We start from the raw sequence: 21,455 nt of genomic DNA on the forward strand, positions 1-21,455 counted from the left end.
GCCATTATGGAACTAAACGGAGTGCTATTAAACACGACAGCGATTATCGCTGGGGGACTTTTATATATGATCTACGGAGGCATCTACTATTCAACGATACTCGGAAAGAAAAAGGAAAATGGTGAGACAGGACCTTTTAAATACATTTTTTCCGTAATCGTTGCCTTTATCAGTTCATTTCTTATGTCTTATCTTATCGGATTATTTGGAGCTGATAGTGCAGTAGAAGGACTCATGGTTGGGTTCATCATAGGGATCTTGATTACGATGGTCTATTATAAAAACACACTTTTCGGTTTACTGACAAGGAAGTCTTTTATCATTGCAATCGGAGACCACCTAGTGATTTTCACACTACTTGGATTGTTGCATGGATGGATGAATTAAGGATGAAGAAGCTTAGTTGATAAGCTTCTTTTTTATGTTTGTCCAATCTAAAGTTAAGTTAAGAAGGTAGATAATTTCCACTCCAGGATGCTCGCTTTCCGGGGGGCGTGCGGTGAGCCTCTTAGCGCATAGCGCTATTAAGAGTCTCACCTGTCCCGCTGATCCCCCAGGAGTCTCGCACCTTGCGTTCCAATCATCTTTCAAGGATGCCTCTGAAAGTTTCTGCTTGCCACTATCTAAAAAGAGCCTTTTAAATATAAAAAAACCACTGACATAATGGAGGACCATCACATCAGTGGTTTCAAATTTTAAGATTAACGGATACCTTTCATCTTCTCTTGAATCTTAGGTGAGATGACGAATAGGATAAGTGATAACACAATCGCAGCTCCACCGATCGTACCGAAGTACATCATTTCTGTTTCTGCAGAATAGAACTTAACGATTTGTGCGTTGATCGCTTGTGCAGCTGCACTTGCTAAGAACCATAAGCTCATTGTTTGTGCAGAGAACGCTGCTGGAGCAAGCTTCGTTGTTGCAGAAAGTCCTACTGGAGACAATAGAAGCTCACCGATAACAACGATAAAATAACTAAGCACTAACCATAATGGACTTACTAGTGAATCTTCTCCACCAAAGTAAGCAGGAAGAAGAATGACTAAGAAAGATAATCCAGCAAATAACAAGCTAAGTGCAAATTTCTTAGGTACTGACGGTTGACGTGTCCCAAGCTTTACCCACATCCATGCGAAAAGTGGAGCAAGTGTAATGATGAATAGTGGATTTAGAGATTGGAACCAAGCTGGTGAAATCTCAAGTCCTGCAAATGTTAAATCTGTACGCTTGTCCGCATAAGCTGCAAGAATCGTTGAACCTTGTTCTTGGATCGCCCAGAACATAACAGCAGCGATGAATAGCGGGATGTAAGCAATAATACGTGAACGCTCGTCTGACGTTGTTTTTGGACTGCGATACATAACCACAAAATAGATAGTAGGAATCGCGATACCAAAAATACCAACTAGTGTAATGAATACTTCAAGTGTGAAAATACCTGCTGGGATGGTTGTACCTAAAATAACAGCTAGTACAACTGCAGAAATACCAACGATAATTGATACTTTCTTCTTCTCAGCTGGAGTTAATGGGTTAGGCACATACGTACCTGCAAGCCCAAGATTCTTTTTCTTTGTTACAGCAAATACAATTAGTCCTAATAACATACCAACAGCTGCGATACCGAAACCTAAGTGGAAACTCTTTTTAGCAACTTCCCCAACGATTAACGGAGATATGAAGGCACCAAGGTTGATCCCCATGTAGAAGATACTGAAACCTGCATCGCGACGAGTATCGCTAGGAGCATAAATATCACCAACAACACTGGATACGTTAGGTTTAAGTAAACCTGTACCTAAAACGATGAAGACCATGGAAATAAACAGCATAGTCAGATCGCCTGGTAATACAGCTAGGACGATATGACCAATCATGATCAAAATACCACCATAGAATAACGCTCTAGAAGTACCAAAAACTCTGTCTGCTAACCAACCACCGATTACACCGGACATATATACAAGTGAACCATAAATGGACATGATTGCTAGTGCAGTGGACTCTTCAATCCCTAGACCACCTTTTGAAACTTCATAGTACATGTAGTAAATTAGGATTGCACGCATTCCGTAGTAAGAAAAGCGCTCCCAAAACTCTGTGAAGAAAAGAGTGAACAAACCTTTAGGGTGTCCAAAAAATCCTTTTTGCGGGACACTATCCACAATTTTCTGTCTATTGATGTCTGACATATGACAACCTCCTCTTAGTACATTAAATATAATACTTTGAAATATTTATTATTGTCAAAAGTTTTCGGCTTATCTATTATTACAGGTTCTTATGCATACGTAAATGGAAATTACACCCTATATGGGCATAATGGCTTATATCTATGCATAAATAGGGTATAAAAAGTGTATAAAAGTAGTGCGGAAATTTACTTACGTAGTATGCTCAAAAAAATAAAAAAATTGTAAGGTGCTGGGAAAGAGGCTCAACCATTGTGTACATAGTGAAATGTTTAGTACTATAGAAGAATAAGTTTACAGGTAGTGAAAAGAGGTCTTTTTACATGAACAAAAATTCCATTTATGGATTAACGATAGAACAACTAACTGAATGGCTCGGGCAACATGGCTATAAACCATATCGCGCTTCACAAGTTTGGAACTATTTATATAGAGAGCGAGTAACCACGTTTTCGGACATGGTCGATATCAAAGCAGATTGTATTGATTTATTAACCGAAAACTTTACCATTCAAACGCTTCAGGAGCACGTTAAGCAGGAAGCATCTGATGGAACGGTAAAATTTCTCTTTAAATTAAATGATGGCAACTTGATCGAAACTGTACTGATGAGACACAAATACGGTTTATCGGTATGTGTAACCACTCAAGTCGGTTGCAACATTGGCTGCAGTTTTTGCGCAAGTGGTTTGTTAACCAAAACACGAGATCTTTCAAGTGGGGAAATCGTTGAGCAAATCATGAACGTGCAGCATCATTTGGACGCTGCAGGTGAAGGAGAAAAGGTAAGTCATATCGTTGTAATGGGAATCGGTGAGCCTTTTGATAACTTCGAGAACATGATTGATTTTCTTAAAATTATGATCGACCAAAAAGGTCTAGCGATTGGATCGAGACATATTACAGTGTCTACGAGCGGGATCGTAAATAAAATGTACGAGTTTGCAGATGTGAACATTCCCGTAAATCTCGCATTATCCCTTCATGCACCAAACAATGAACTGCGTACGAAAATTATGAAGATCAACCGAGCTTTCCCTGTTGAAAAGCTGATGGATGCGATCAACTATTATATCGAGAGAACAAATCGCAGGATTACAATAGAATATATTTTATTAAAAGATGTAAATGATCATGTAGAAGAAGCCGTGGAACTCGCAGCTCTTTTCCAAGATAAAAAGAAAAAAACGTATATCAATTTGATCCCTTATAACCCAGTTGATGAACACAGCCAGTATCAGCGAAGTGACCAAGAATCGGTTCTCGCGTTTTACGATACGCTCAAGAAGAACGGAATCAACTGTAAGATTCGTCAAGAGCACGGTACAGACATCGATGCAGCTTGCGGTCAGTTAAGAAGTAAACAGATCAAGAAGGATAAAGATCGATCGATTACGTCGTAATGGAAGACTGTTTACTCCTAAAAGTGCGTGGTGAATGGAAGTGGACAGTAAAAATGGCCAAGTAGACAGTAAATGTGTAAAAGTGGACAGTATTTCATCGAAAGTGGACAGTAAAACTCAAAAAGTGGACAGTATTTTCTAAAAAGTCGACAGTAAGCACACTTTGAGGTGTTTGCTCGCTACCCACATGTCTGTCTACGCTTTAAAACTGCCCCTGTGTAGAGGTAGTTTTGTTGATGGCGACAGTAATCTGTCTGATTCGTAGATTAATCTGTCCAATTCAAAGATTAATCTGTCCGATTGGCCACATAATCTGTCCAATCTGCACCGTAATCTGTCCATTTCAGCCAATAATCTGTCCAATTATATATTTCAAAAGCAGTATTGAATTCGAAAACAGCCTAATGGAAAGAGACCAGTTGAAAAACTGGTCTCTTTTTATTAAGTTGACAACTGTAAAACAATTACATATGATATTGGTAATTCAATGGAAGGGATGGTGTGTTTGTGAGCGTTGTCGTTCTTAACTAAAACAATTTGGATATCGGTTTACAAAAGAAAAAATGAAACGGATTGTCCGGTTTATTTGCTATGTCTTTTGTTTGCCACCAATAGTTAAGAACAGCGGTCAGATACAAGCCATCATACTCAAACCCTTGATGCTGCGGACTCTTCTTATGAGCCGATTTTTTTATGCATTTTTTAAGGGTGAAGTCTATCTATGAGGCAGAAATGACATGTTCATTTCTGTCTTTTTTTATTGGCACGTTTCCTGGCCTCTGTTAAGAGGAGGGGATAAAAAACGATATTTTAGTACTTGTTTTATGCTATTAAAAATTTTGGAGGTAGATCCATTGAATACACAAACAATGAACATGCTTGAATATAACAAAATTAAAGAACAACTTGCGTCTTTTGCATTAAATAGAGCTACAAAAGAACAAATAGAAAAGCTTCAACCTTCTTCTAACCTTTCTGTGATTCAATCATGGATGCTCGATACGACGGAAGCAAAACGTATTTTAGAGAAGAGTGCGAGTGTTCCAATCGCTAATTTAAACGGTTTGGAGCAAGTTCTAGAGATACCGAAAAAGGGATTGAATCTATCCCCTGAACAACTCACATTAATATTTGGACTTTTAGAAAACGTGAGCCGAATGCAACGATTCATGAGAGACAAAACTTCTGTAGGACCCAGCGTATCTTCTTATGCGTACTCTATGTTTGACCTAAGTGATTTAAAAGAGGAGATCTATCGCTGTATTCGTAACGGTGGAGTCGATGACCATGCTAGCAAAGCTTTATTAAAAGTAAGAAAAAAGATTATTGTTGTCGAAGAAAGAATTAAGTCGAAGCTCGATAACATGATGAAGTCCTCTGCTTATCGTGATATGTTACAAGATCAGATCGTTTCCATGAGAGATGGTCGTTATGTCATTCCAGTTAAGAGTAAGTACAAGCGGAATATTGACGGCCAAGTGCTGGATAGTTCTTCAAGCGGTGCTACAGTATTTATAGAGCCTCATGATATCCGAAAATTTCAAACCGAAATCAGTATGCTTAGAGCAGAAGAAGAGATTGAGATCTCTATGATTCTAGGCGTGCTCACAGGTATGGTAGCGGGGTATGAGAGAGAATTGCACATTACGATTGAAGCGATGATTCATTACGATTTTATATTTGCGAAAGCGAAGTACAGCAGGACATTAGATGCTAATGGAGTTAAGTTGAACCAAGAAAACGTGATAAGTATCATAAACGGAAAACATCCGTTGATCGGTGAAAAATGTGTTCCATTACATTTTAATTTAGGAAAAAGTTATCAGTCACTGGTGATCACAGGACCTAATACAGGAGGAAAAACGGTAGCCATCAAAACAGTAGGTTTATTAACCTTAATGGTTCAAACCGGGCTTCATGTACCTGTTGATGAAGATAGTGAATTTTCCATATTCAGAGACGTTTTTGTTGATATTGGGGACGGGCAAAGTATCGAACAATCCTTAAGTACGTTTTCTTCCCATATGACGACAATCATCTCTATTTTAAAAGATGCAGGACCACAGGATCTAGTCATCTTAGATGAATTAGGTGCTGGAACGGATCCTTCTGAAGGAATGGGGCTTGCCGTTGCTATCCTTGAAAGATTGTACAGCAAAGGAAGTATGATCTTAGCCACCACTCATTATAGTGAAATAAAAGAATTTGCTGCCGTTACACCTGGATTTGAAAATGGATCGATGGAATTTAATCTTGAGACGCTTCAGCCTACGTATTCTTTAATTATCGGTAAAGCTGGTAAGAGTCAGGCCTTCTCGATCGCAAAAAAGTTGGGGATGGACGATGAAATTATCCACCGTGCACAACAGGTGACTCAAAATAATAGTTATCCACATGTGGACAAAGATAGAGATGTTAAGTTTTCCACAGCACAATATGGAGAGCTAGCTAGTTTGAGAGAAAAGGCAAAAGCAAATGTTAAAAAACAGCATGTGAATATACAAAAAAACACAGTGCATCCTGAGAACGTTTTTCATATCGGTGATCGCGTGTTTGTATCAAGTCTTAAAGCAGCAGGAATTGTGTACAAATTAGAGAATGATCACGGTGAACTAGGTGTTTTAGTTGGAGAAAATAAACATATCATTCATAAAAAGCGCCTTAAACTCCATATTGAGAGTAAAATGCTGTATCCAGACAATTATGATATGGACATTGTTTTTGAGTCAAAGGAAAATAGAAAAAAGGATAACGCTATGAAAAAGCGTCATGTTGAAGGCCTTTCTATCGATAGGGAAGATCACTAAGTGAGGGAGCTAAATGAAGAACTCAGTCACATGTAAAACGATAAGCATGATGGAACTAACCGAGGATTTCCTAAATGGATTCAACCGATATCAGCAAACAAAGCAGGTTTGGTATGTAGAGGATAAAATCTACAAAATGAAGGATGATTATTTTATTGATGACTGGTCTCACGAAAGGAAGTTACAGATCATTCAGGAGTTAAGAAAATGTGTAAGCAGCGGGGGAGTAGTTGCTGCAGCATGGCTAGAGAAGCAGTTAGTGGGCTTTGCGAATGTTGAAAGTGAACGTTTTGGTTCAGATGCGCAATATGTAGAGCTTCCATACCTACATGTCTCAAAAGACATACGGGGTACGGGGATAGGGAGAAAGCTTTTTGCTTTATGCTGTCATGAAGCAAAGAGGCTAGGTGGTAAGAAACTTTATATCGCAGCGCATCCGTCTATTGAATCACAATCGTTTTATCGTGCTGTAGGGTGTTCACCGGCAGAAGAAGTGAATGAGCGTATTTTCAAAAGAGAACCATTAGATATTCAACTTGAAAAAGTCCTATAACAAAGGGAAAGAGACATCTAAGTAGTGCTAGATGTCTCTTTTTCAATTACAATCTCTTCAGTTACAGCTTCCTCGATGTCTGAAGCAATATCTATCGCTTTTACAAAATGATGGTCGCAACGAATGCTTTTTAGTGTTATATCATTGGCACGATGCGGTCCTCCGTATACTTTTACTGCAGGTCCAGAGGTTGTAAAATCTTTTACGACAACATCGTTTAAGATTACGTTACGAGCGCGATATTGAATGGCGATTAGCGGGTGTCCATCATAGTTATATGTGCGATCACCGAGTACGGTTAAACCATTTATAACGACATGGTTATACCCTGATATCACTAGGCTGCGAGGTGTTGAATCTTCGTAGAGCTCTGTATATATAGGAGCGATGCTAAAGAGATTAGTAGCTGAGATATGATGAGCTGTTTTCGATTCTGGATCCATATCCTTATGATGGCCGATATGACGAAAATTGTAGGATCGGTTATCGTTCACAGATAGATGACCATAGATGTGTACATTTGTAGCTGCAGAAGCGTTATGATGTGCTTTAATCTCAACACCTCCAAAGCAACGCGCTGTTGAATTGTTCAAAAGCCAAACATTATGAGAACCGTCATCAATTTCAATGCCATTAGAGTTCGAAAATCCTTTCTTATGGGATCTTCCGCTCGGGTCACACATATGGGAATTCGAAATAAAGATATACTCACTGTGGTGTGTGGTAATGCCATCATCACCAAAGCCGTAGCCATTGAGATTGTCTAACCAGATGTATTTACTTCCTCCTCTTGAACGAGTACCGTCCCCGAGGTAAGTATATAGCGAAGAAGACACATCATACCCGTGCAGCCCTGGATTAACTGCTTCTAGGTCAAACATCCAGCCATAAGTGACGTTAGCGAAGGTTAAACAGCTTGATCGATTGTTTCCTGCACTTGTTTTTTCTTTAGGATCAAGGCGTTCTATGTTCCAATCCAGCGTCATCCCTTTTACAGCTATGTTTCGGTTCCCTTTGAAATGGTTCTTATTTGTAATCAACCATTCTGCTTTAGGACAATCATCATGCAGTTGAAGGGTCGTTTTACCTTTTCCTTCCCCTATTAGAATCGTCCACGAAGGCAATTTGATGCCTTTTGTAATGAATTTTCCTGCTGGAATACGTACAATTACTCTTCCTTTGCCGATTGCTTTTTTAATAGCCTCCGTATTATCGGTTATTCCGTCTCCAACTGCTCCATAGTCTGCTACGTTTACTTCCTCTTTTATATAACGATAAAGCATCTCGTACTGGTCATTTAACTTCGAGATCCACCTAGGATAAATGCGATCTTGTTCATCTTTATCCCAATCGGTTGTTTCGACGTCTTTGTAGCGAACTTTCTTTATAACCATACTTTTTGTTGCATATTTGATCCATTCAAAAGAATTTCTATTCTGTTTTCTATGTTTTTTTAGTGAATCTTTGAACAGATTCTCTGAAGATTTTAAATCAATAGATTCTGTACGAGCGTGCTTTTTTCTCAGGTGTGCTATCAAGTTTTTGTTAGTGAGTGGATCATGTTGTTTATCAAGTGAAATCATTAAATGATCACCTCGGCCTTCAAATAATAGAATATAATTCATGATTTCCCTATCTAAAATAAAATAATCAGCATGTCAAAAGAGTAGGGGAGAGTCGATTTAATAACCTGTTTTTTGGATGCAAACAAAAATGTTTGCAAGTTTACAAATACGTTTGCATTTGTTTGCTTATTTGTTTGCAAGTTTACAAAACTGTTTACTTGTTGGTGTATAAGGGTTTAATGCAATTAATGTATATTGTTTGCAACTATGTTTGCAAGTTTACAGAAAATGTTTGCGTGTTTACAAATGTATTAAATAGAAAAATAGGCATTGTTTAATTTTAAATAACCCTCTAATCTATTTATATAGCAACAAAATAAAGATTTGAAAAAAGAAAGGATGTACGCCCATGAGTAATTCTAGAATTGCTGCAGTTGATGTAGGTAACGATTCACTAAAAGGAATTTTCGGTACATTAGAACATGAATTAAACATCCCTAACGTAATTGCTAGAGATATTGAGGATCGTCCTGTAATCGGGATTGAGGAGTTAGACAGCAAAGATCCTTTAGAAGGCATACATATTCGAGTTCACTCCCCTGCCCTAAAAGAAAACAATGTGATTTATCGTGTTGGTCAGCTTGCTGCTAAGAGCGATAACTCTACTGAACTAGATCCAGGAAGCAGTAAATCAGAAGAAGATCAAACATTGATCATGCTTTTCGCAGCATTGGCTCTTGATGCTGTAAATGAAGATAATGCTAAAACATTTACGAAAAACAACAATGTGATTGATACAAGCTATATTTTAGGAACTGGCCTTCCTCTACGTGAAGTAAAAGAAGGTAAGGACGCGGGTTACCGTTCAAAACTACTAGGATCTGTTCACCAAGTAGAATTCTTAGTAACGCCTAAGTACCAAGGAATTAAAGTAAACTTAAAGTTTGAAGAAGTAAAAGTGTATCCAGAAGGATTCGCAGCTTTTATTAACCTTGTGATGGATAACGATTTAAACATTACTAACAAAGATCTGATCGACAAACCTATTCTTATTCAAGATATCGGCGGTCTGTCTACAGATATCGCAGTTATCAAGAATAGAAACGTTGATGATGATAAAGCTCAAGGCTTTAACCTTGGTGTTTCTGAAGCGCTAGAACAAATTAGAGAAGAAATCCGCTCTAAACATGGCGTGGAATTAGACAGCCGACGTGATGTAGTAGATATCATTACGAAAAAGACGAACCGCAACCACATCATGGTTCGTGGTAGTCGCACGAGTGTACATGACATTACAGATCGTATTTTAGTCGACTTAGCGAAAAAACAATATCGTCTTCTTCGCAACGTCTGGCAAAAGAACTCGCAAACTGAAATCTGCTATTTTGTAGGTGGAGGATCTGCGGTGCTTAAAGATTATATTAAGACGCTTAACAATAACCTAGATGGCTACAATATCGACTTTTTTGAAGACGAGAAGGAAAGTATCTGGATGATGGCAAACGCTTATTATAAGCTGATCTCTGATCACTTAAGAAGAACTGCGCCAAAAGAGAAAAAGAGCGAGGATAAAGACAAAAAAGCCGTTAAAGCTTAAACAAGGGTGATGAAATGGACAAGAAAGCATCCAATGAGATTACAAGAGGTAAAACGATTGCTTTTCGTATCCCCTCTGACACCCCAGATCACGTCATCAAACAGCTTCAAAAGCTGAAAGAGACGGAGAGGCGCAATTTTTCGAGCAAGATCTCAGAGTATGTTCTTCAAGGTGTTAGTCAAGACATCCAAAGAGATCGAGAGACGATTACAATACCGTTGCCGAAAAATTTAAGTAAGATGCAGCGTGATTGGTTGAAGCATGAGCATTCAGAGGCCTTGTTAGGTAATATTTTGTATCAGCTCATTTCCAATCCTGTAAGAACAGCATCTTTACTGGCGGCTTTAAACAGCAACTCAACCGATATAGACCAAGCCCTATATCTGCAGGAAGATATAGCGCGCGATGTGGATTCGCTGGAGCAGTACGAAAATCCACTTGAAACCGAACACTCAACTGATGATTTTGACGATGATGATCTCAGTCAATTCGATTGGAACAGTGCAAAGCGAGATGAGCCTGAAGAAAAAGAAGAAACACAAAGTCCTGAGCAGGAAATGGAAGATCTGCTTGGGGATTTCCTTGCACATATGAATAAGTAACTAGAGAACGCAGCTGAATCTTCAGCTGCGTTTTTTTTATGATGATGAGCTTTTAGTAGTTATTCGGGGTATGTGAGAGAAATAGAGAGTGCGTAATTTGTCGAGGATTGTAAACTTGCGGATAAACGACTAAAACTTTTGGATTGAGCGACTAATCTCGTGGATAAACAGCCGAAATTTCTGGATTGGGTCGCTAAACTTCTGGATTGAAATAAAATAATACCCATCTAGGTATATGAAACGATCAGTTTCGGTACACGAAACAGTAACTATTTTGATTTTAAAGGAGTAGAACTTTTATAAAATATCAGTTTGCTTCCAACACAGGTAGGGAAAGGTCTCTTTGTGATGTGAAAATACATAAAGAGAGGATTAGTTATATGAGCGATCAGAATAAAGTGAACGGCAACAGCAAGAACGAACAGCTGGAACAGTATCGTGCAGATGACAAAGGCAAAAAATTAACGACCAATCAAGGGTTAAAAGTTGCTGAAGACGAGTTCTCGCTAAAAGCGGGAGAACGTGGTCCAACACTTATGGAAGATTTTCATTTTCGGGAAAAAATGACTCACTTTGATCATGAAAGAATTCCAGAGCGAATCGTACATGCTCGTGGGTTCGCGGCTCATGGTGAGTTTGAATTATATGAGTCTTTAGGAGAATTTACAAAAGCGGATTTCTTAAATGACACCTCTAAAAAAACACCAACGTTCGTACGTTTTTCGACCGTAGCTGGTTCACGTGGATCTGCTGAAACGGTGCGTGACGCGCGCGGTTTTGCAACAAAGTTTTATACAGAAGAAGGAAACTACGATCTTGTCGGAAACAATATTCCTGTATTCTTCATACAAGATGCGATCAAGTTCCCCGATCTGGTTCATGCGTTAAAACCTGAACCTCATAACGAGATGCCGCAAGCAGCAAGCGCGCATGATACGTTTTGGGACTTTGTAGCCAACAACCAAGAATCAGCTCATATGGTGATGTGGGCAATGTCAGACCGAGCAATTCCACGAAGCTTTCGTATGATGGAAGGGTTCGGCGTCCATACGTTCAGACTTGTGAACGACGAAGGAAAAGCACATTTTGTGAAGTTCCACTGGAAGCCAGTCTTAGGCACACATTCTCTCGTGTGGGATGAGGCGCAAAAGATCTCCGGGAAAGATCCGGATTTTCACCGCAGAGACCTTTGGGAATCCATTGAAAATGGGGATTACCCTGAGTATGAACTAGGACTTCAAATTATTGCAGAAGAAGATGAATTTAACTTTGATTTTGATATCTTAGATCCGACGAAATTGTGGCCCGAAGAAGATGTGCCGGTAAAACTTGTCGGCAAGATGACATTGAACCGAAACGTGGATAACGTGTTTGCCGAAACGGAGCAGGTCGCTTTTCATCCTGGTCATGTTGTACCTGGAATCGATTTTTCAAACGATCCTCTTCTACAAGGACGCTTATTCTCCTATACAGATACACAACTATCTCGTCTTGGGGGACCGAACTTCCACGAGCTTCCGATCAATCGACCTGTTTGTCCGTTTCATAACAATCAGCGTGATGGAATATCACGACAGACGATCAACAGAGGGCAAGTGAGCTATCATAAGAATTCACTTGCAGCGAACACACCTTCACCTACTCCAGAAGCAGAAGGCGGATATGTTCATTATCAAGAGAAAGTGGACGGAAGAAAGATCAGAGGCCGAAGCGAGAGCTTTAAAGATCACTTCTCTCAAGCCACACTTTTCTGGAACAGTATGAGCGAGCCGGAAAAACAGCATCTAAAGAATGCTTTTAGCTTTGAACTCGGTAAAGTGAAAAGTAAATCGGTTCAACAGCAAGTCGTTGATATGTTTGCAAACGTGAACTTGGAGCTTGCGACTGCTTTTGCCGAAGCAATTGATGCTGTACCTCCACAAGGAGAAGAATCTTCCGTAACGAAGTCTTCACCTGCTCTAAGCCAGCTGAATACGGTTAAAAGCCCAAAAACAAGAAAAGTAGGGGTTATTGTTGGGTCAACTGTGAGTGGTGAAGTAGCAGAAATCCTGCAATCTTTAAAGAGCAGCGGTATTCAAGGTGAATGTATCAGTGATAAGTTAGGAAAACGAACGGCGGATGATGGGTCTGAGCTAGAGGTCATGCATACGTTCTTAACGGGGACTTCCGTTATCTTTGATGCTATTTATGTGGTAGGTGGAAGTGATGGTGCTACGTTTAAGAAGAATGCCTTGCACTTCGTTAATGAAGCCTTCGCGCATTTTAAACCGATTGGTGGTACTCATGAAGGTCTTCAGTGGCTAAAAGAAGCAGAACTAGCTGGAGAACCGGGTGTTGTAAGTGGTGAAGGAAAAGATGAGTTTGTAAAAAACTTTACTGAAGCTATTTCCGTACATCGACATTGGAATCGCCAAGTATAAGGATTTAAAGAACAGTGGGCAACGTGTTCACTGTTCTTTTTTAATGTTCTAAGAATGAAAAAATGGCAACGATACAAACTACATATGAATCAAACATGAAGGAGAGTTCATATGTATAAAAAAATGCTAAGTATGATTATGGTGCTTGCAATAACGGTTCCTATTTTTACAACACCATTAATAGCAGAAGCCAAATCAAAGCAAAGAGTTCAAGGGCCGTGTTATAGCCAGAACGCGATTGATTTGTATTCTTTGCAAAGAAGGCTGTGGAAAGACCATGTTTATTGGACGAGATCCTACATTGTTAGCGCGACTGAAGGAGCTAAGGATCAAGACGCTGTATTAAAGAGACTGTTGCAGAATCAAACCGATATCGGTAACTCCATCAAGCCCTATTACGGAGATAAAGCCGGGAACGAACTCGGGAAATTATTAACAGAGCATATTGTCATCGCGGGGCAGTTAGTAGATGCGGTGAAAAAGGGCGATACGGCGAAAGCAGCTAAAATCAATAAAGATAGGTATCGAAACGCTGATGATATCGCTAAATTCATGAGTAAAGCGAATCCAAACTGGTCAGAACAACAAGTAAAAGAAATGCTATACACACATCTAAAATATGTGACAGACGAAGCTGCAGCAAGGCTTAAAAAAGATTATGCTGGCGAGATCGTGATCTTTGATAAGAACAAAAATCATATGGTGATGTTTGCCGATGAAATAACGAATGGTATCATGAAGCAGTTTCCAGACTCCTTTAGAACGTCATAAGAAAAAGCCTCTCGAGATTGAGAGGCTTTTCGCTATTTATCCTTGTTTTTGTCCTTTTTATTGATCTCTTTTTGATCAATGGCACCTTGATTGAACGTATCGTTGATCTGCTCGTGAACGGTTTCTAATTCCTTATCTGTTTTTGATTTGTTTTTCTTGTCGAGTTCAAAGTTTTTCTCTGCGATGTCCTCGGATTGTTTTTGTTTATCTGTCTTGTCGCTCATGAATGAATACCTCCTATTTTAGAAAAAGGGTCTACTTATCCTTTTCCCCCTCAGTTTTCCCTGAAACATGCTGAATTAAAATAAGCCTTATCCAATGAGGGATAAGGCTTGTTTTTGACGAGGCTGCTTAAGCGTATATTTTAGTCCTTGAAAGTGGTTGATTTCCGCTCCAGGTTGCACGCTTTCCACGGGGCGAACGGTGAGCCTCCTGTCTAGTTGCAGTGACTAGCCCCTCGAGGTCAAAAGGTAAACGGTCAAGAAGGCAAAGTGCGCCTTCCAAGCCCATTTCCCTTTTGCTTGTCGGGGCTGAACGAGTCACTTCCACTTTTCGGACTGCCGCGTTGCGCCATTAGGAGTCTCCACCTGACCGCTCGTCCCGTAGGAGTCGGCAACCTTATGCTACAATCAACTTGCAAAAGATTAGAAAAAACATTTATAAGCTACTGACTTTTAGCAGTAACCTATTAAAAGAAATCAAGGAAAGCTGCGGGCTTGTTTGTAATAATTTTTTCAAAACGTTCAACGTCTTCTTGTTTTCCTTTGATTTTGCCGCATGAAAATAAAAACGGGGGCTTTTGTGAGCCTAAAAGAGCTGCTGCTAACGTTTGTACATCCATAACTAATGCTTCTGCTCCCGTTTTTGAATCTCTTGTAACACCATCTTCATCGATAGTGAACGTACCGTTGTTCCATTCAGCTTTTTCATCCGTTATGGATAGAATAAGTCTACCTTCCATGTTTTTAAACGGATATTGCTTTAAAAAGCTTTCAACATCTACAATTCGTGCCATGAAGTATGGATAGTGCTCTTGGTGAATCCGTGGATTGTTCAGTAAAAACGGAAGCTGATCATCGGATGGCGCTACTATCTTTACCTTGTCCACCATCGAATCATGCTGACAGATAAAATTCCATAAAGCTCGACGCGCATCATCGTTTACATAGATAAACTCTTGAACATCAAGCAATTTATCTGCTACCTTGCAGCATAAATATCCCTTTGGTACTCCGTTTTCATCCTTATACAGGATACGGTTGTAGCCTTCTGTGAACACATGATTGTTCCACCAATAGTCTGAGCGCACAAGCAGATGATTGTATGAATGGAACCACCCTTCATAAACCGTATTCAGTAAGTCATTTCCGTCTTCTTCAGATAACCTGGAAATCGTTCCAGAAACATCTTCATAACGGACGAGATCGCTCTTATTTAGTGTATATTTGTTCAATGAGGCAGTAAGCTCCCAGCCGAACCGACGATAGAATTGAATATTGAAAGGATGCAGAAAGCTGATACTTTGGCCATTTTCTTTCATCCTAATAAGCGCTTGTTGTAATAGGCGGGTGACTGACCCTTTTCTGCGATGCTCTGGCCATGTAGCTACACCTGCAATTCCACCCATTGAAAAGCGCTGGTTTTCAATAGAGATTTCTAGAGAATGAATGTGAAGTTTAGAAATAAGCTCTTCGTTTTCAAACTCTCCCCAAATTTCTTGTCTTTTCATCATTTCATAACGTTTTGGCAGATCCTCTTTCTTTACGATGTACTGAAAAGCATATTGAGAAAGCTGTATGGATTTTTCAAATTCTGTTTCTGACAATACTCTACGTTCCATTTTGATGACTTCCCTTTCCTCCTTCATAGTACAAGTTAGATAAGAGGGTTGAAAAGAATTTCGATGAAAAAATTTTTGGTCTTTGTTTTTAACACTAAGAGCATCAATAAATCGCAGTAAATAAAAATGTTAGTATGTATATAGAAGTGAAAAATAATGGATATTTATAAAAACTATCGAAATTATATTCATTTGGAGTTATAATTATAAACTGTTGTGCATAATCACAACGTATAAGCGAGGATCAGCATGCGCATTCATAAATATATAAGTTTAACGGGTTTTTGTTCTAGAAGAGAGACGAATCGGCTATTGAAGAGTGGCCGGATTTCTATAAATGGTGAGATTGCAAATAAAGATAGTTTTGTACATGAGATGGATACTGTCCTTATTGATGGTAAAGTAATTCCTCAAAAAGCGTCAGCAATCTACCTCGCTTTTAACAAACCAGTTGGAGTCACGACCACATCAAATCCTGATATTGATGGAAACATTCTAGAATATATCGATATGTCGGAGCGTGTTTTTGCTGTTGGTAGGTTAGATAAAGCCTCCCAAGGTTTGATTCTATTAACGAATGATGGAGAGCTGGCAAATCGGATTTCACAATCTGATTATGGTCATGAGAAAGAATATGAAGTGACAGTCGATCAACCTGTTACCGAATTGTTTCTTCAAAAAATGGCTCAAGGTGTTCTCATCTTAAATGCTGTAACCAAACCTGCGAAAACAGAGCTTGTAAGCAAGTTTGTTTTTAGAATCACGCTTACCCAAGGATTAAACAGGCAGATTCGACGTATGTGTAAAACGCTAGGATACGAAGTAGAGAAATTAGAGCGTATACGCATTATGAATATACACCTTCATGCATTGGAAACTGGGAAGTGGCGGTACTTAAGGGATGACGAGCTTAGTGACCTAAAAAAAGGTTTAGAGATTTAGTGAAAAAGGAAAGAAACACTAGTATTTTATAAAAAAACTAGCATTTCTTACAATATTGCGAAAATTGTAGAATCAACATATACTTGGAAATGGAAAGTGTATGAAAGCGCTTTACATCGTAGGAAGAGAGGCATAAGATTATGGGTTTACCAAAACAACAGATTGATGATCAAATGAAACAAACAAGTTCTAGTCGATTAATGAAATTTATAGTACCATCACTGGTTGGAATATTTTTATTTATGATTCCTATCTCATATGATGGGGAAATTACCATTCCTGTAGCGATTTTAGCAGGGATGTTGCAGGATGGAATAGGTCCACATATTCCGAAGATCATGACGGCTATCATAGCGATTACGGTCATTGGATCTTTAGGAACATTCTTGTTTAAGCCTAAAGCAATCGTAAATAAACCGTTTTTAAATACATTGTTCAATGTGAATATCGTATGGCAATTGATTCGTTTAGTAGGATTGATTTTTGCTGTGATGACGTTGTTCAAGCTTGGGCCGGAAGCGGTATGGTCCGAAAATACAGGGCAGCTTCTGCTTTTTGATTTGATTCCTGTATTGTTTTCTGTGTTCTTATTTGCAGGACTGTTCTTACCTTTGTTATTCAACTTCGGCTTGTTAGAGCTTTGTGGAGCTATGCTCGTTAAGGTGATGCGTCCCGTTTTCAAACTGCCTGGGCGATCTTCTATCGATTGCTTAGCATCATGGCTTGGGGATGGAACGATCGGTGTTCTATTAACGAACAAACAGTATGAAGAGGGATATTATACGAAGCGTGAGGCAGCTGTAATCGGTACAACATTTTCTGTCGTATCTATTACATTCGCGATTGTTGTTCTTGCTCAAGTAGATTTGGCTCATATGATTGTTCCGTATTATTTTACGGTCGTTTTAGCAGGGTTAATTTGTGCGATTATTATCCCACGCATCCCACCTTTGTCCAGAAAGCCTGATACGTATTATGAGGGCGCAAAAGAAAACGTGGCAGATGAAGTGATTCCTGAAGGTCAGACACCTTTTCGATTTGGTCTTAAAAAGGCGGTTGAACGCGCTGATCAAAATAAAAAGGCTGCACCGTTAGTGAAAGAAGGAATTCAAAACGTACTTGATATGTGGATGGGCGTTGTACCGATCGTAATGGCAATCGGAACATCTGCATTGATGGTCGCAGAGTTCACACCTTTCTTCACGTACCTTGGGGCACCTTTTGTACCAATCTTAGAGTTGCTGCAAGTTCCTTATGCATCAGATGCAGCACAGACGATCGTAATCGGATTTGCGGATATGTTCCTTCCTTCTATCATTGGAGCAGGTATTGAAAGTGAGCTGACTCGGTTCGTAATCGCGGCAATGTCAGTTATTCAATTGATCTATATGTCTGAAGTTGGCGGTCTGCTATTAGCTTCTAAGATTCCTGTTAACTTTAAAGAACTAGTTATCATCTTTTTCTTACGTACTTTCATCTCACTTCCGATTGTTGTGGGAATGGCACATCTTATGTTTTAAAAGAAAAGCTGCTCAGAGGAATGTTCCTCTAAGCAGCTATTTTTGTGTGTTATAGAAGCTCTTGTATATGTTTTTCAATCGTTTCAGGCTTGTCCGTTGGGGCAAAGCGCTTAACAACTTGTCCGTTTCGGTCTACTAAAAATTTTGTGAAGTTCCATTTGATCGCTTTAGACCCCAAGATTCCTGGTGCTTCGGCAGCTAAGTATTTAAATAGGGGATGCGCTCCATCACCGTTTACGTCTACTTTTGCGAACATCGGAAAGTTAACGCCATAGTTCAACTCGCAGAACTCCATGATCTCATCACTTGATCCTGGTTCTTGAGCTCCGAATTGGTTACATGGAAATCCAAGCACGGATAATCCTTGTTCTTTATGGCTTTCGTAAATGGATTGAAGACCTTTGTACTGAGGGGTAAAACCGCATTTACTTGCTGTATTTACAATTAAGAGCACATCGCCTTTGTAAGTGTCTAGGTTTGTTTCCTCGCCTTTGATCGTTTCAACTGAAAAATCGTATACAGACATTTTCTCAAGCTCCTTATTTTTGTATTTTTTTTAGTGTAACGGTAAATGGTACGGCTTTCACTAAAAATGCTCGAAGTGGTAAAATAAGGAGCTGGCTTAAAAGGGGGAAGATAAAAATGGACGCAGTGTTTCATGTGGAACATCAAGTTTTTAATTATCGTGTGGCTGCCGTAATGATTAAAGAAGGTCGAGTCCTCATGCATCGAGCAAAAACGGAGACAAACTGGTCATTGCCAGGTGGACGGGTGAAGCTTGGAGAAGATGCGCAGACAAGTTTGCAGCGTGAGATGAGAGAAGAACTGGATTTGAACGTGACGGTTGATGGTTTCTTATGGACAGTTGAAAACTTTTTTACATATGCAGAAAAAGAGATACACGAGGTTGGATTATATTTTAAGATCACAGCTGAAAACCCGTTGCCACTTCATGATGGTGAAGAATTTACCGTGTTAGAAGCAGATCGGCTTGTTTTTAAATGGGTATCATTAGAGGATTTGAATGAGTATGTGCTGCATCCCCAAGTGGTGAAGCAAAAGCTGATAGAAGGTTCTTTTGAGCCGGATTATTTCTTAGTAGACCAATCATAACGAGTAATAATGCAAACTCAACAGGTACGAGAATAATGAAAAAGGTAAGTAGCGAGGTTAACGAGTGTTTAGCTGTTTTGCTGCTTACCTTTCTTTATTACGCCTGTTTAATCAGATTCTTCTTCACTGCTGTTATTGTTGTAAGCCAATCCACAAGAGCAACGACAATCACCGAATAAGAGATGATAAGCAGCAGGGAACTCTTGATTGACTACCTGTACGCCACGTGCAAACTCTTTTACATCCGTTGGTACGCGGGAGAGCGCGTCAGCTTTCTTTTGAGAATCGATATAAGCTCCAGGTGGGACAAAACGATTCTTTCGAATACGCACTCCGTTCGTCACTACGGCATTGTAGGAAATAAAGCTCCCTTTCTCCACAGTAGCGTTATAAACGATCGCCTTAAAGCCTACGAATACTTTTTCTCCGATAAAACAAGGCCCGTGAACGAGAGCGCCGTGTGCGACAGAGACTTCATTGTCGATGTAGATGGAATACTTTCTGCCATCAACTCTGACGAATTGATTCGTTAAACCATGAAGAATGACGCCATCCTGAAGGTTGGTATTAGAGCCGATATAAAATGGCGTTCCTTCATCTGCCCGAATACTCACGAGTGGTGCGACATATACGTTCTCTTGTATTCTTACATCACCGATTACGCTAGTAAATGGACTTAAAAATGAACTTTGATCAATGGTTGGTGCGATCTGAATTGGATTAAATGTCGTCTTAGGATTAGGGCTAACAAACGGTTGAAAGCCATCTCCGCAATCATTATGTTTCAAAACTACCCACCCCTTACATTTTATCTTCTCAGCGTATGCAGAGAAGAAAGAAGTGGAAACCCGTCTAATCAATTGTACTCGTCCTATGTGATGTTACCGCGCAAATAATAGTCTATGTCCACCCCACTTGTACAAAGTGGGGTGTTTGTATTTGTGTGGGGTCAGACCCCACTACGCCTTGAGGCTTATGTAAAGATACAGCTACGGCCAGTTTTGAGAAAATGCTGAGGGAGGTAAGCTAAAGATACGAAAGGAGGAAGCCAAAATGAAAAAATTAGGCTTGCTTGTAGTTGGAGGAATTGCAGCAATCGTTTTGATCGCAAATCTAGGTCCGATGGTTGGCCTTGGAATCGGTCTGGCAGTCATGTATTACGCATTTAAGAAGGCGATGGCTGCAAATAGTGGAGGAAAGAAATTTTGGTGGGGTGCTCTATCGGTCGTAGGACTTTGTGTGTCCGTTAGCAATCTGCCTGCGATATTAGGTGCTGTCGCGATCTATGTTCTCTACGTGGTTTATAAGAAATGGAATCAATCAGCATCGGTAGAAGAGAACGACAGTAATGACCCTTTCACCAATTTTGAAAGAGAATGGGCAAAACTTAAAAATAGCTAAAAACAAACGCTAAAAAGGAGCGAATCATTATGAATTTATTTGAACGCATCAAAAACTCAATCTCGGCAGATGTACATGAGCTTTTAGATCAAAAAGAGGAAAAAAATCCGTTATCTCTTCTGAATCAATATTTAAGACAATGTGAGTTAGAAGTCAATAAAGCACGTAAGTTAGTCGAGCGTCAGCAGCTGTTAAAAGACCAGTTCGTACGAGAGATGGAAGAAGCAGAGGCAAAAGCAGCGAAGCGTGCTCATCAAGCTGAAATCGCTCAACAAGCGAACGAACAAGAGCTGTATCAATTCGCACTTCAAGAAAAAGAACAGCATGGACTACGAGCAGCCCACTTAAAAGAATCTATGCTGCAATCAGAAAAAGATCTTGTAGAGCTCGAGCAAAAATATGAGCAGATGAAACATAAGCTCAAAGATATGCAGATCAAACGCATGGAATTGATGGGTCGTGAGAATGTAGCGCGTGCTCACCAGAAGATGGACCGTGTGATCGATCCGTCTCACTCCATAAAAAAATCGGCATTCCGTTTTGATGAGCTTGAAAGCTATATGGATCGTCTTGAGCAGAAAGTAAACGCTGATTATCATGCAAGCTCGATGGAAGCGAAGCTAGCGAAACTTGAAAAAGATTGGAAAAAGGAAGAATCATCTACTACCGTTTAAGGCAGTATGTGATACGATAAAATAAGAGACAAGGCGCAAATTGCTGCGCCTT

At 39.6% G+C, this 21,455-nt stretch carries 19 protein-coding genes; 13 read left to right on the forward strand and 6 right to left on the reverse strand.

What is annotated here, in order from left to right; translation table 11 throughout:
* The first annotated feature begins 6 nt into the window (after positions 1–6).
* On the forward strand, positions 7–387 hold the full coding sequence (locus tag IHV10_RS18345; RefSeq protein ID WP_197132852.1) for a DUF1761 domain-containing protein: 381 nt from the start codon (positions 7–9) through the stop codon (positions 385–387).
* 314 nt (positions 388–701) lie between these two features.
* Here IHV10_RS18345 and IHV10_RS18350 read toward each other — a convergent pair whose 3' ends face one another.
* Positions 702–2,195, reverse strand: a complete 1,494-nt coding sequence (locus tag IHV10_RS18350; protein ID WP_197132855.1) for a peptide MFS transporter — start codon at positions 2,193–2,195, stop codon at positions 702–704.
* A gap of 323 nt (positions 2,196–2,518) precedes the next feature.
* On the opposite strand from IHV10_RS18350, the gene rlmN reads away from it, so the two are divergent.
* The 3 genes from rlmN to IHV10_RS18365 all read left to right on the forward strand — a co-directional run bounded on the left by rlmN (position 2,519) and on the right by IHV10_RS18365 (position 6,958).
* On the forward strand, positions 2,519–3,598 hold the full coding sequence (rlmN, locus tag IHV10_RS18355) for a 23S rRNA (adenine(2503)-C(2))-methyltransferase RlmN (protein WP_197132857.1): 1,080 nt from the start codon (positions 2,519–2,521) through the stop codon (positions 3,596–3,598).
* A gap of 854 nt (positions 3,599–4,452) precedes the next feature.
* A complete protein-coding gene (locus IHV10_RS18360; protein WP_197132859.1) occupies positions 4,453–6,405 on the forward strand; it encodes an endonuclease MutS2 in 1,953 nt (650 codons plus the stop codon).
* Between the two features lie 13 nt (positions 6,406–6,418).
* Entirely contained in the window at positions 6,419–6,958 is a 540-nt protein-coding gene (locus tag IHV10_RS18365) for a GNAT family N-acetyltransferase (protein ID WP_197132861.1), read from the forward strand.
* Positions 6,959–6,975: 17 nt separating this feature from the next.
* On the opposite strand, the gene IHV10_RS18370 is transcribed toward IHV10_RS18365, so the two are convergent.
* Positions 6,976–8,541 (reverse strand): glycosyl hydrolase family 28-related protein, encoded by a 1,566-nt coding sequence (locus tag IHV10_RS18370; protein WP_197132863.1) that lies wholly within the window; start codon positions 8,539–8,541, stop codon positions 6,976–6,978.
* A 391-nt stretch (positions 8,542–8,932) separates the two neighbouring features.
* Between IHV10_RS18370 and IHV10_RS18375 the strand changes: the two genes are divergently transcribed.
* The 4 genes from IHV10_RS18375 (at position 8,933) to IHV10_RS18390 (ending at position 13,913) form a co-directional block, all read left to right on the forward strand.
* The gene (locus IHV10_RS18375; RefSeq protein WP_066399370.1) at positions 8,933–10,120 is read left to right on the forward strand and encodes a ParM/StbA family protein; all 1,188 of its coding nucleotides are present in this window, start codon (positions 8,933–8,935) and stop codon (positions 10,118–10,120) included.
* A gap of 14 nt (positions 10,121–10,134) precedes the next feature.
* Complete coding sequence (locus IHV10_RS18380; RefSeq protein WP_197132865.1) at positions 10,135–10,722, forward strand: hypothetical protein; 588 nt, start codon at positions 10,135–10,137, stop codon at positions 10,720–10,722.
* Positions 10,723–11,102: 380 nt separating this feature from the next.
* Positions 11,103–13,142 carry a catalase gene (locus tag IHV10_RS18385; RefSeq protein WP_197132868.1) on the forward strand — a complete coding sequence of 680 codons (2,040 nt, stop codon included), beginning with the start codon at positions 11,103–11,105 and terminating at the stop codon, positions 13,140–13,142.
* Positions 13,143–13,253: 111 nt separating this feature from the next.
* Positions 13,254–13,913: a glycosyltransferase gene (locus tag IHV10_RS18390; RefSeq protein WP_197132871.1), complete on the forward strand. Its 660-nt coding sequence runs from the start codon at positions 13,254–13,256 to the stop codon at positions 13,911–13,913.
* Positions 13,914–13,945: 32 nt separating this feature from the next.
* Here IHV10_RS18390 and IHV10_RS18395 read toward each other — a convergent pair whose 3' ends face one another.
* Entirely contained in the window at positions 13,946–14,137 is a 192-nt protein-coding gene (locus IHV10_RS18395; protein ID WP_197132874.1) for a DUF4025 domain-containing protein, read from the reverse strand.
* A 464-nt stretch (positions 14,138–14,601) separates the two neighbouring features.
* Positions 14,602–15,753: a GNAT family N-acetyltransferase gene (locus IHV10_RS18400; RefSeq protein ID WP_197132877.1), complete on the reverse strand. Its 1,152-nt coding sequence runs from the start codon at positions 15,751–15,753 to the stop codon at positions 14,602–14,604.
* 249 nt (positions 15,754–16,002) lie between these two features.
* On the opposite strand from IHV10_RS18400, the gene IHV10_RS18405 reads away from it, so the two are divergent.
* Positions 16,003–16,695 carry a pseudouridine synthase gene (locus IHV10_RS18405; protein ID WP_197132880.1) on the forward strand — a complete coding sequence of 231 codons (693 nt, stop codon included), beginning with the start codon at positions 16,003–16,005 and terminating at the stop codon, positions 16,693–16,695.
* Between the two features lie 140 nt (positions 16,696–16,835).
* A complete protein-coding gene (locus IHV10_RS18410; RefSeq protein ID WP_231619618.1) occupies positions 16,836–18,215 on the forward strand; it encodes a YjiH family protein in 1,380 nt (459 codons plus the stop codon).
* 49 nt (positions 18,216–18,264) lie between these two features.
* Here IHV10_RS18410 and IHV10_RS18415 read toward each other — a convergent pair whose 3' ends face one another.
* On the reverse strand, positions 18,265–18,741 hold the full coding sequence (locus IHV10_RS18415; RefSeq protein ID WP_197132883.1) for a glutathione peroxidase: 477 nt from the start codon (positions 18,739–18,741) through the stop codon (positions 18,265–18,267).
* A gap of 116 nt (positions 18,742–18,857) precedes the next feature.
* Between IHV10_RS18415 and IHV10_RS18420 the strand changes: the two genes are divergently transcribed.
* Positions 18,858–19,328, forward strand: a complete 471-nt coding sequence (locus IHV10_RS18420) for an NUDIX hydrolase (protein ID WP_197132885.1) — start codon at positions 18,858–18,860, stop codon at positions 19,326–19,328.
* Positions 19,329–19,435: 107 nt separating this feature from the next.
* Here IHV10_RS18420 and IHV10_RS18425 read toward each other — a convergent pair whose 3' ends face one another.
* Positions 19,436–20,116 (reverse strand): carbonate dehydratase, encoded by a 681-nt coding sequence (locus tag IHV10_RS18425; protein WP_197132887.1) that lies wholly within the window; start codon positions 20,114–20,116, stop codon positions 19,436–19,438.
* 265 nt (positions 20,117–20,381) lie between these two features.
* Here IHV10_RS18425 and IHV10_RS18430 point away from each other — a divergent pair, with 265 nt between their 5' ends.
* Together IHV10_RS18430 and IHV10_RS18435 are read left to right on the forward strand one after the other, a co-directional pair.
* Positions 20,382–20,729 carry a flagellar basal body rod protein gene (locus IHV10_RS18430; RefSeq protein ID WP_197132889.1) on the forward strand — a complete coding sequence of 116 codons (348 nt, stop codon included), beginning with the start codon at positions 20,382–20,384 and terminating at the stop codon, positions 20,727–20,729.
* 29 nt (positions 20,730–20,758) lie between these two features.
* The gene (locus IHV10_RS18435) at positions 20,759–21,403 is read left to right on the forward strand and encodes a PspA/IM30 family protein (RefSeq protein WP_231619619.1); all 645 of its coding nucleotides are present in this window, start codon (positions 20,759–20,761) and stop codon (positions 21,401–21,403) included.
* Positions 21,404–21,455: the final 52 nt, after the last annotated feature.

Origin of the sequence: Fictibacillus sp. 5RED26, from assembly GCF_015903895.1 — a bacterium.
In the GTDB taxonomy this organism is placed as follows: domain Bacteria; phylum Bacillota; class Bacilli; order Bacillales; family Fictibacillaceae; genus Fictibacillus; species Fictibacillus phosphorivorans.

Excerpts from the sequence above, each read along its gene's own strand:
- IHV10_RS18345 (WP_197132852.1), top strand. The coding sequence starts at position 7 with ATGGAACTAAACGGAGTGCTATTAAACACGACAGCGATTATCGCTGGG.
- IHV10_RS18350 (WP_197132855.1), bottom strand. The coding sequence starts at position 2,195 with ATGTCAGACATCAATAGACAGAAAATTGTGGATAGTGTCCCGCAAAAA.
- rlmN (WP_197132857.1), top strand. The coding sequence starts at position 2,519 with ATGAACAAAAATTCCATTTATGGATTAACGATAGAACAACTAACTGAA.
- IHV10_RS18365 (WP_197132861.1), top strand. The coding sequence starts at position 6,419 with ATGAAGAACTCAGTCACATGTAAAACGATAAGCATGATGGAACTAACC.
- IHV10_RS18370 (WP_197132863.1), bottom strand. The coding sequence starts at position 8,541 with ATGATTTCACTTGATAAACAACATGATCCACTCACTAACAAAAACTTG.
- IHV10_RS18375 (WP_066399370.1), top strand. The coding sequence starts at position 8,933 with ATGAGTAATTCTAGAATTGCTGCAGTTGATGTAGGTAACGATTCACTA.
- IHV10_RS18380 (WP_197132865.1), top strand. The coding sequence starts at position 10,135 with ATGGACAAGAAAGCATCCAATGAGATTACAAGAGGTAAAACGATTGCT.
- IHV10_RS18385 (WP_197132868.1), top strand. The coding sequence starts at position 11,103 with ATGAGCGATCAGAATAAAGTGAACGGCAACAGCAAGAACGAACAGCTG.
- IHV10_RS18390 (WP_197132871.1), top strand. The coding sequence starts at position 13,254 with ATGTATAAAAAAATGCTAAGTATGATTATGGTGCTTGCAATAACGGTT.
- IHV10_RS18395 (WP_197132874.1), bottom strand. The coding sequence starts at position 14,137 with ATGAGCGACAAGACAGATAAACAAAAACAATCCGAGGACATCGCAGAG.
- IHV10_RS18400 (WP_197132877.1), bottom strand. The coding sequence starts at position 15,753 with ATGGAACGTAGAGTATTGTCAGAAACAGAATTTGAAAAATCCATACAG.
- IHV10_RS18405 (WP_197132880.1), top strand. The coding sequence starts at position 16,003 with ATGCGCATTCATAAATATATAAGTTTAACGGGTTTTTGTTCTAGAAGA.
- IHV10_RS18410 (WP_231619618.1), top strand. The coding sequence starts at position 16,836 with ATGGGTTTACCAAAACAACAGATTGATGATCAAATGAAACAAACAAGT.
- IHV10_RS18415 (WP_197132883.1), bottom strand. The coding sequence starts at position 18,741 with ATGTCTGTATACGATTTTTCAGTTGAAACGATCAAAGGCGAGGAAACA.
- IHV10_RS18420 (WP_197132885.1), top strand. The coding sequence starts at position 18,858 with ATGGACGCAGTGTTTCATGTGGAACATCAAGTTTTTAATTATCGTGTG.
- IHV10_RS18430 (WP_197132889.1), top strand. The coding sequence starts at position 20,382 with ATGAAAAAATTAGGCTTGCTTGTAGTTGGAGGAATTGCAGCAATCGTT.
- IHV10_RS18435 (WP_231619619.1), top strand. The coding sequence starts at position 20,759 with ATGAATTTATTTGAACGCATCAAAAACTCAATCTCGGCAGATGTACAT.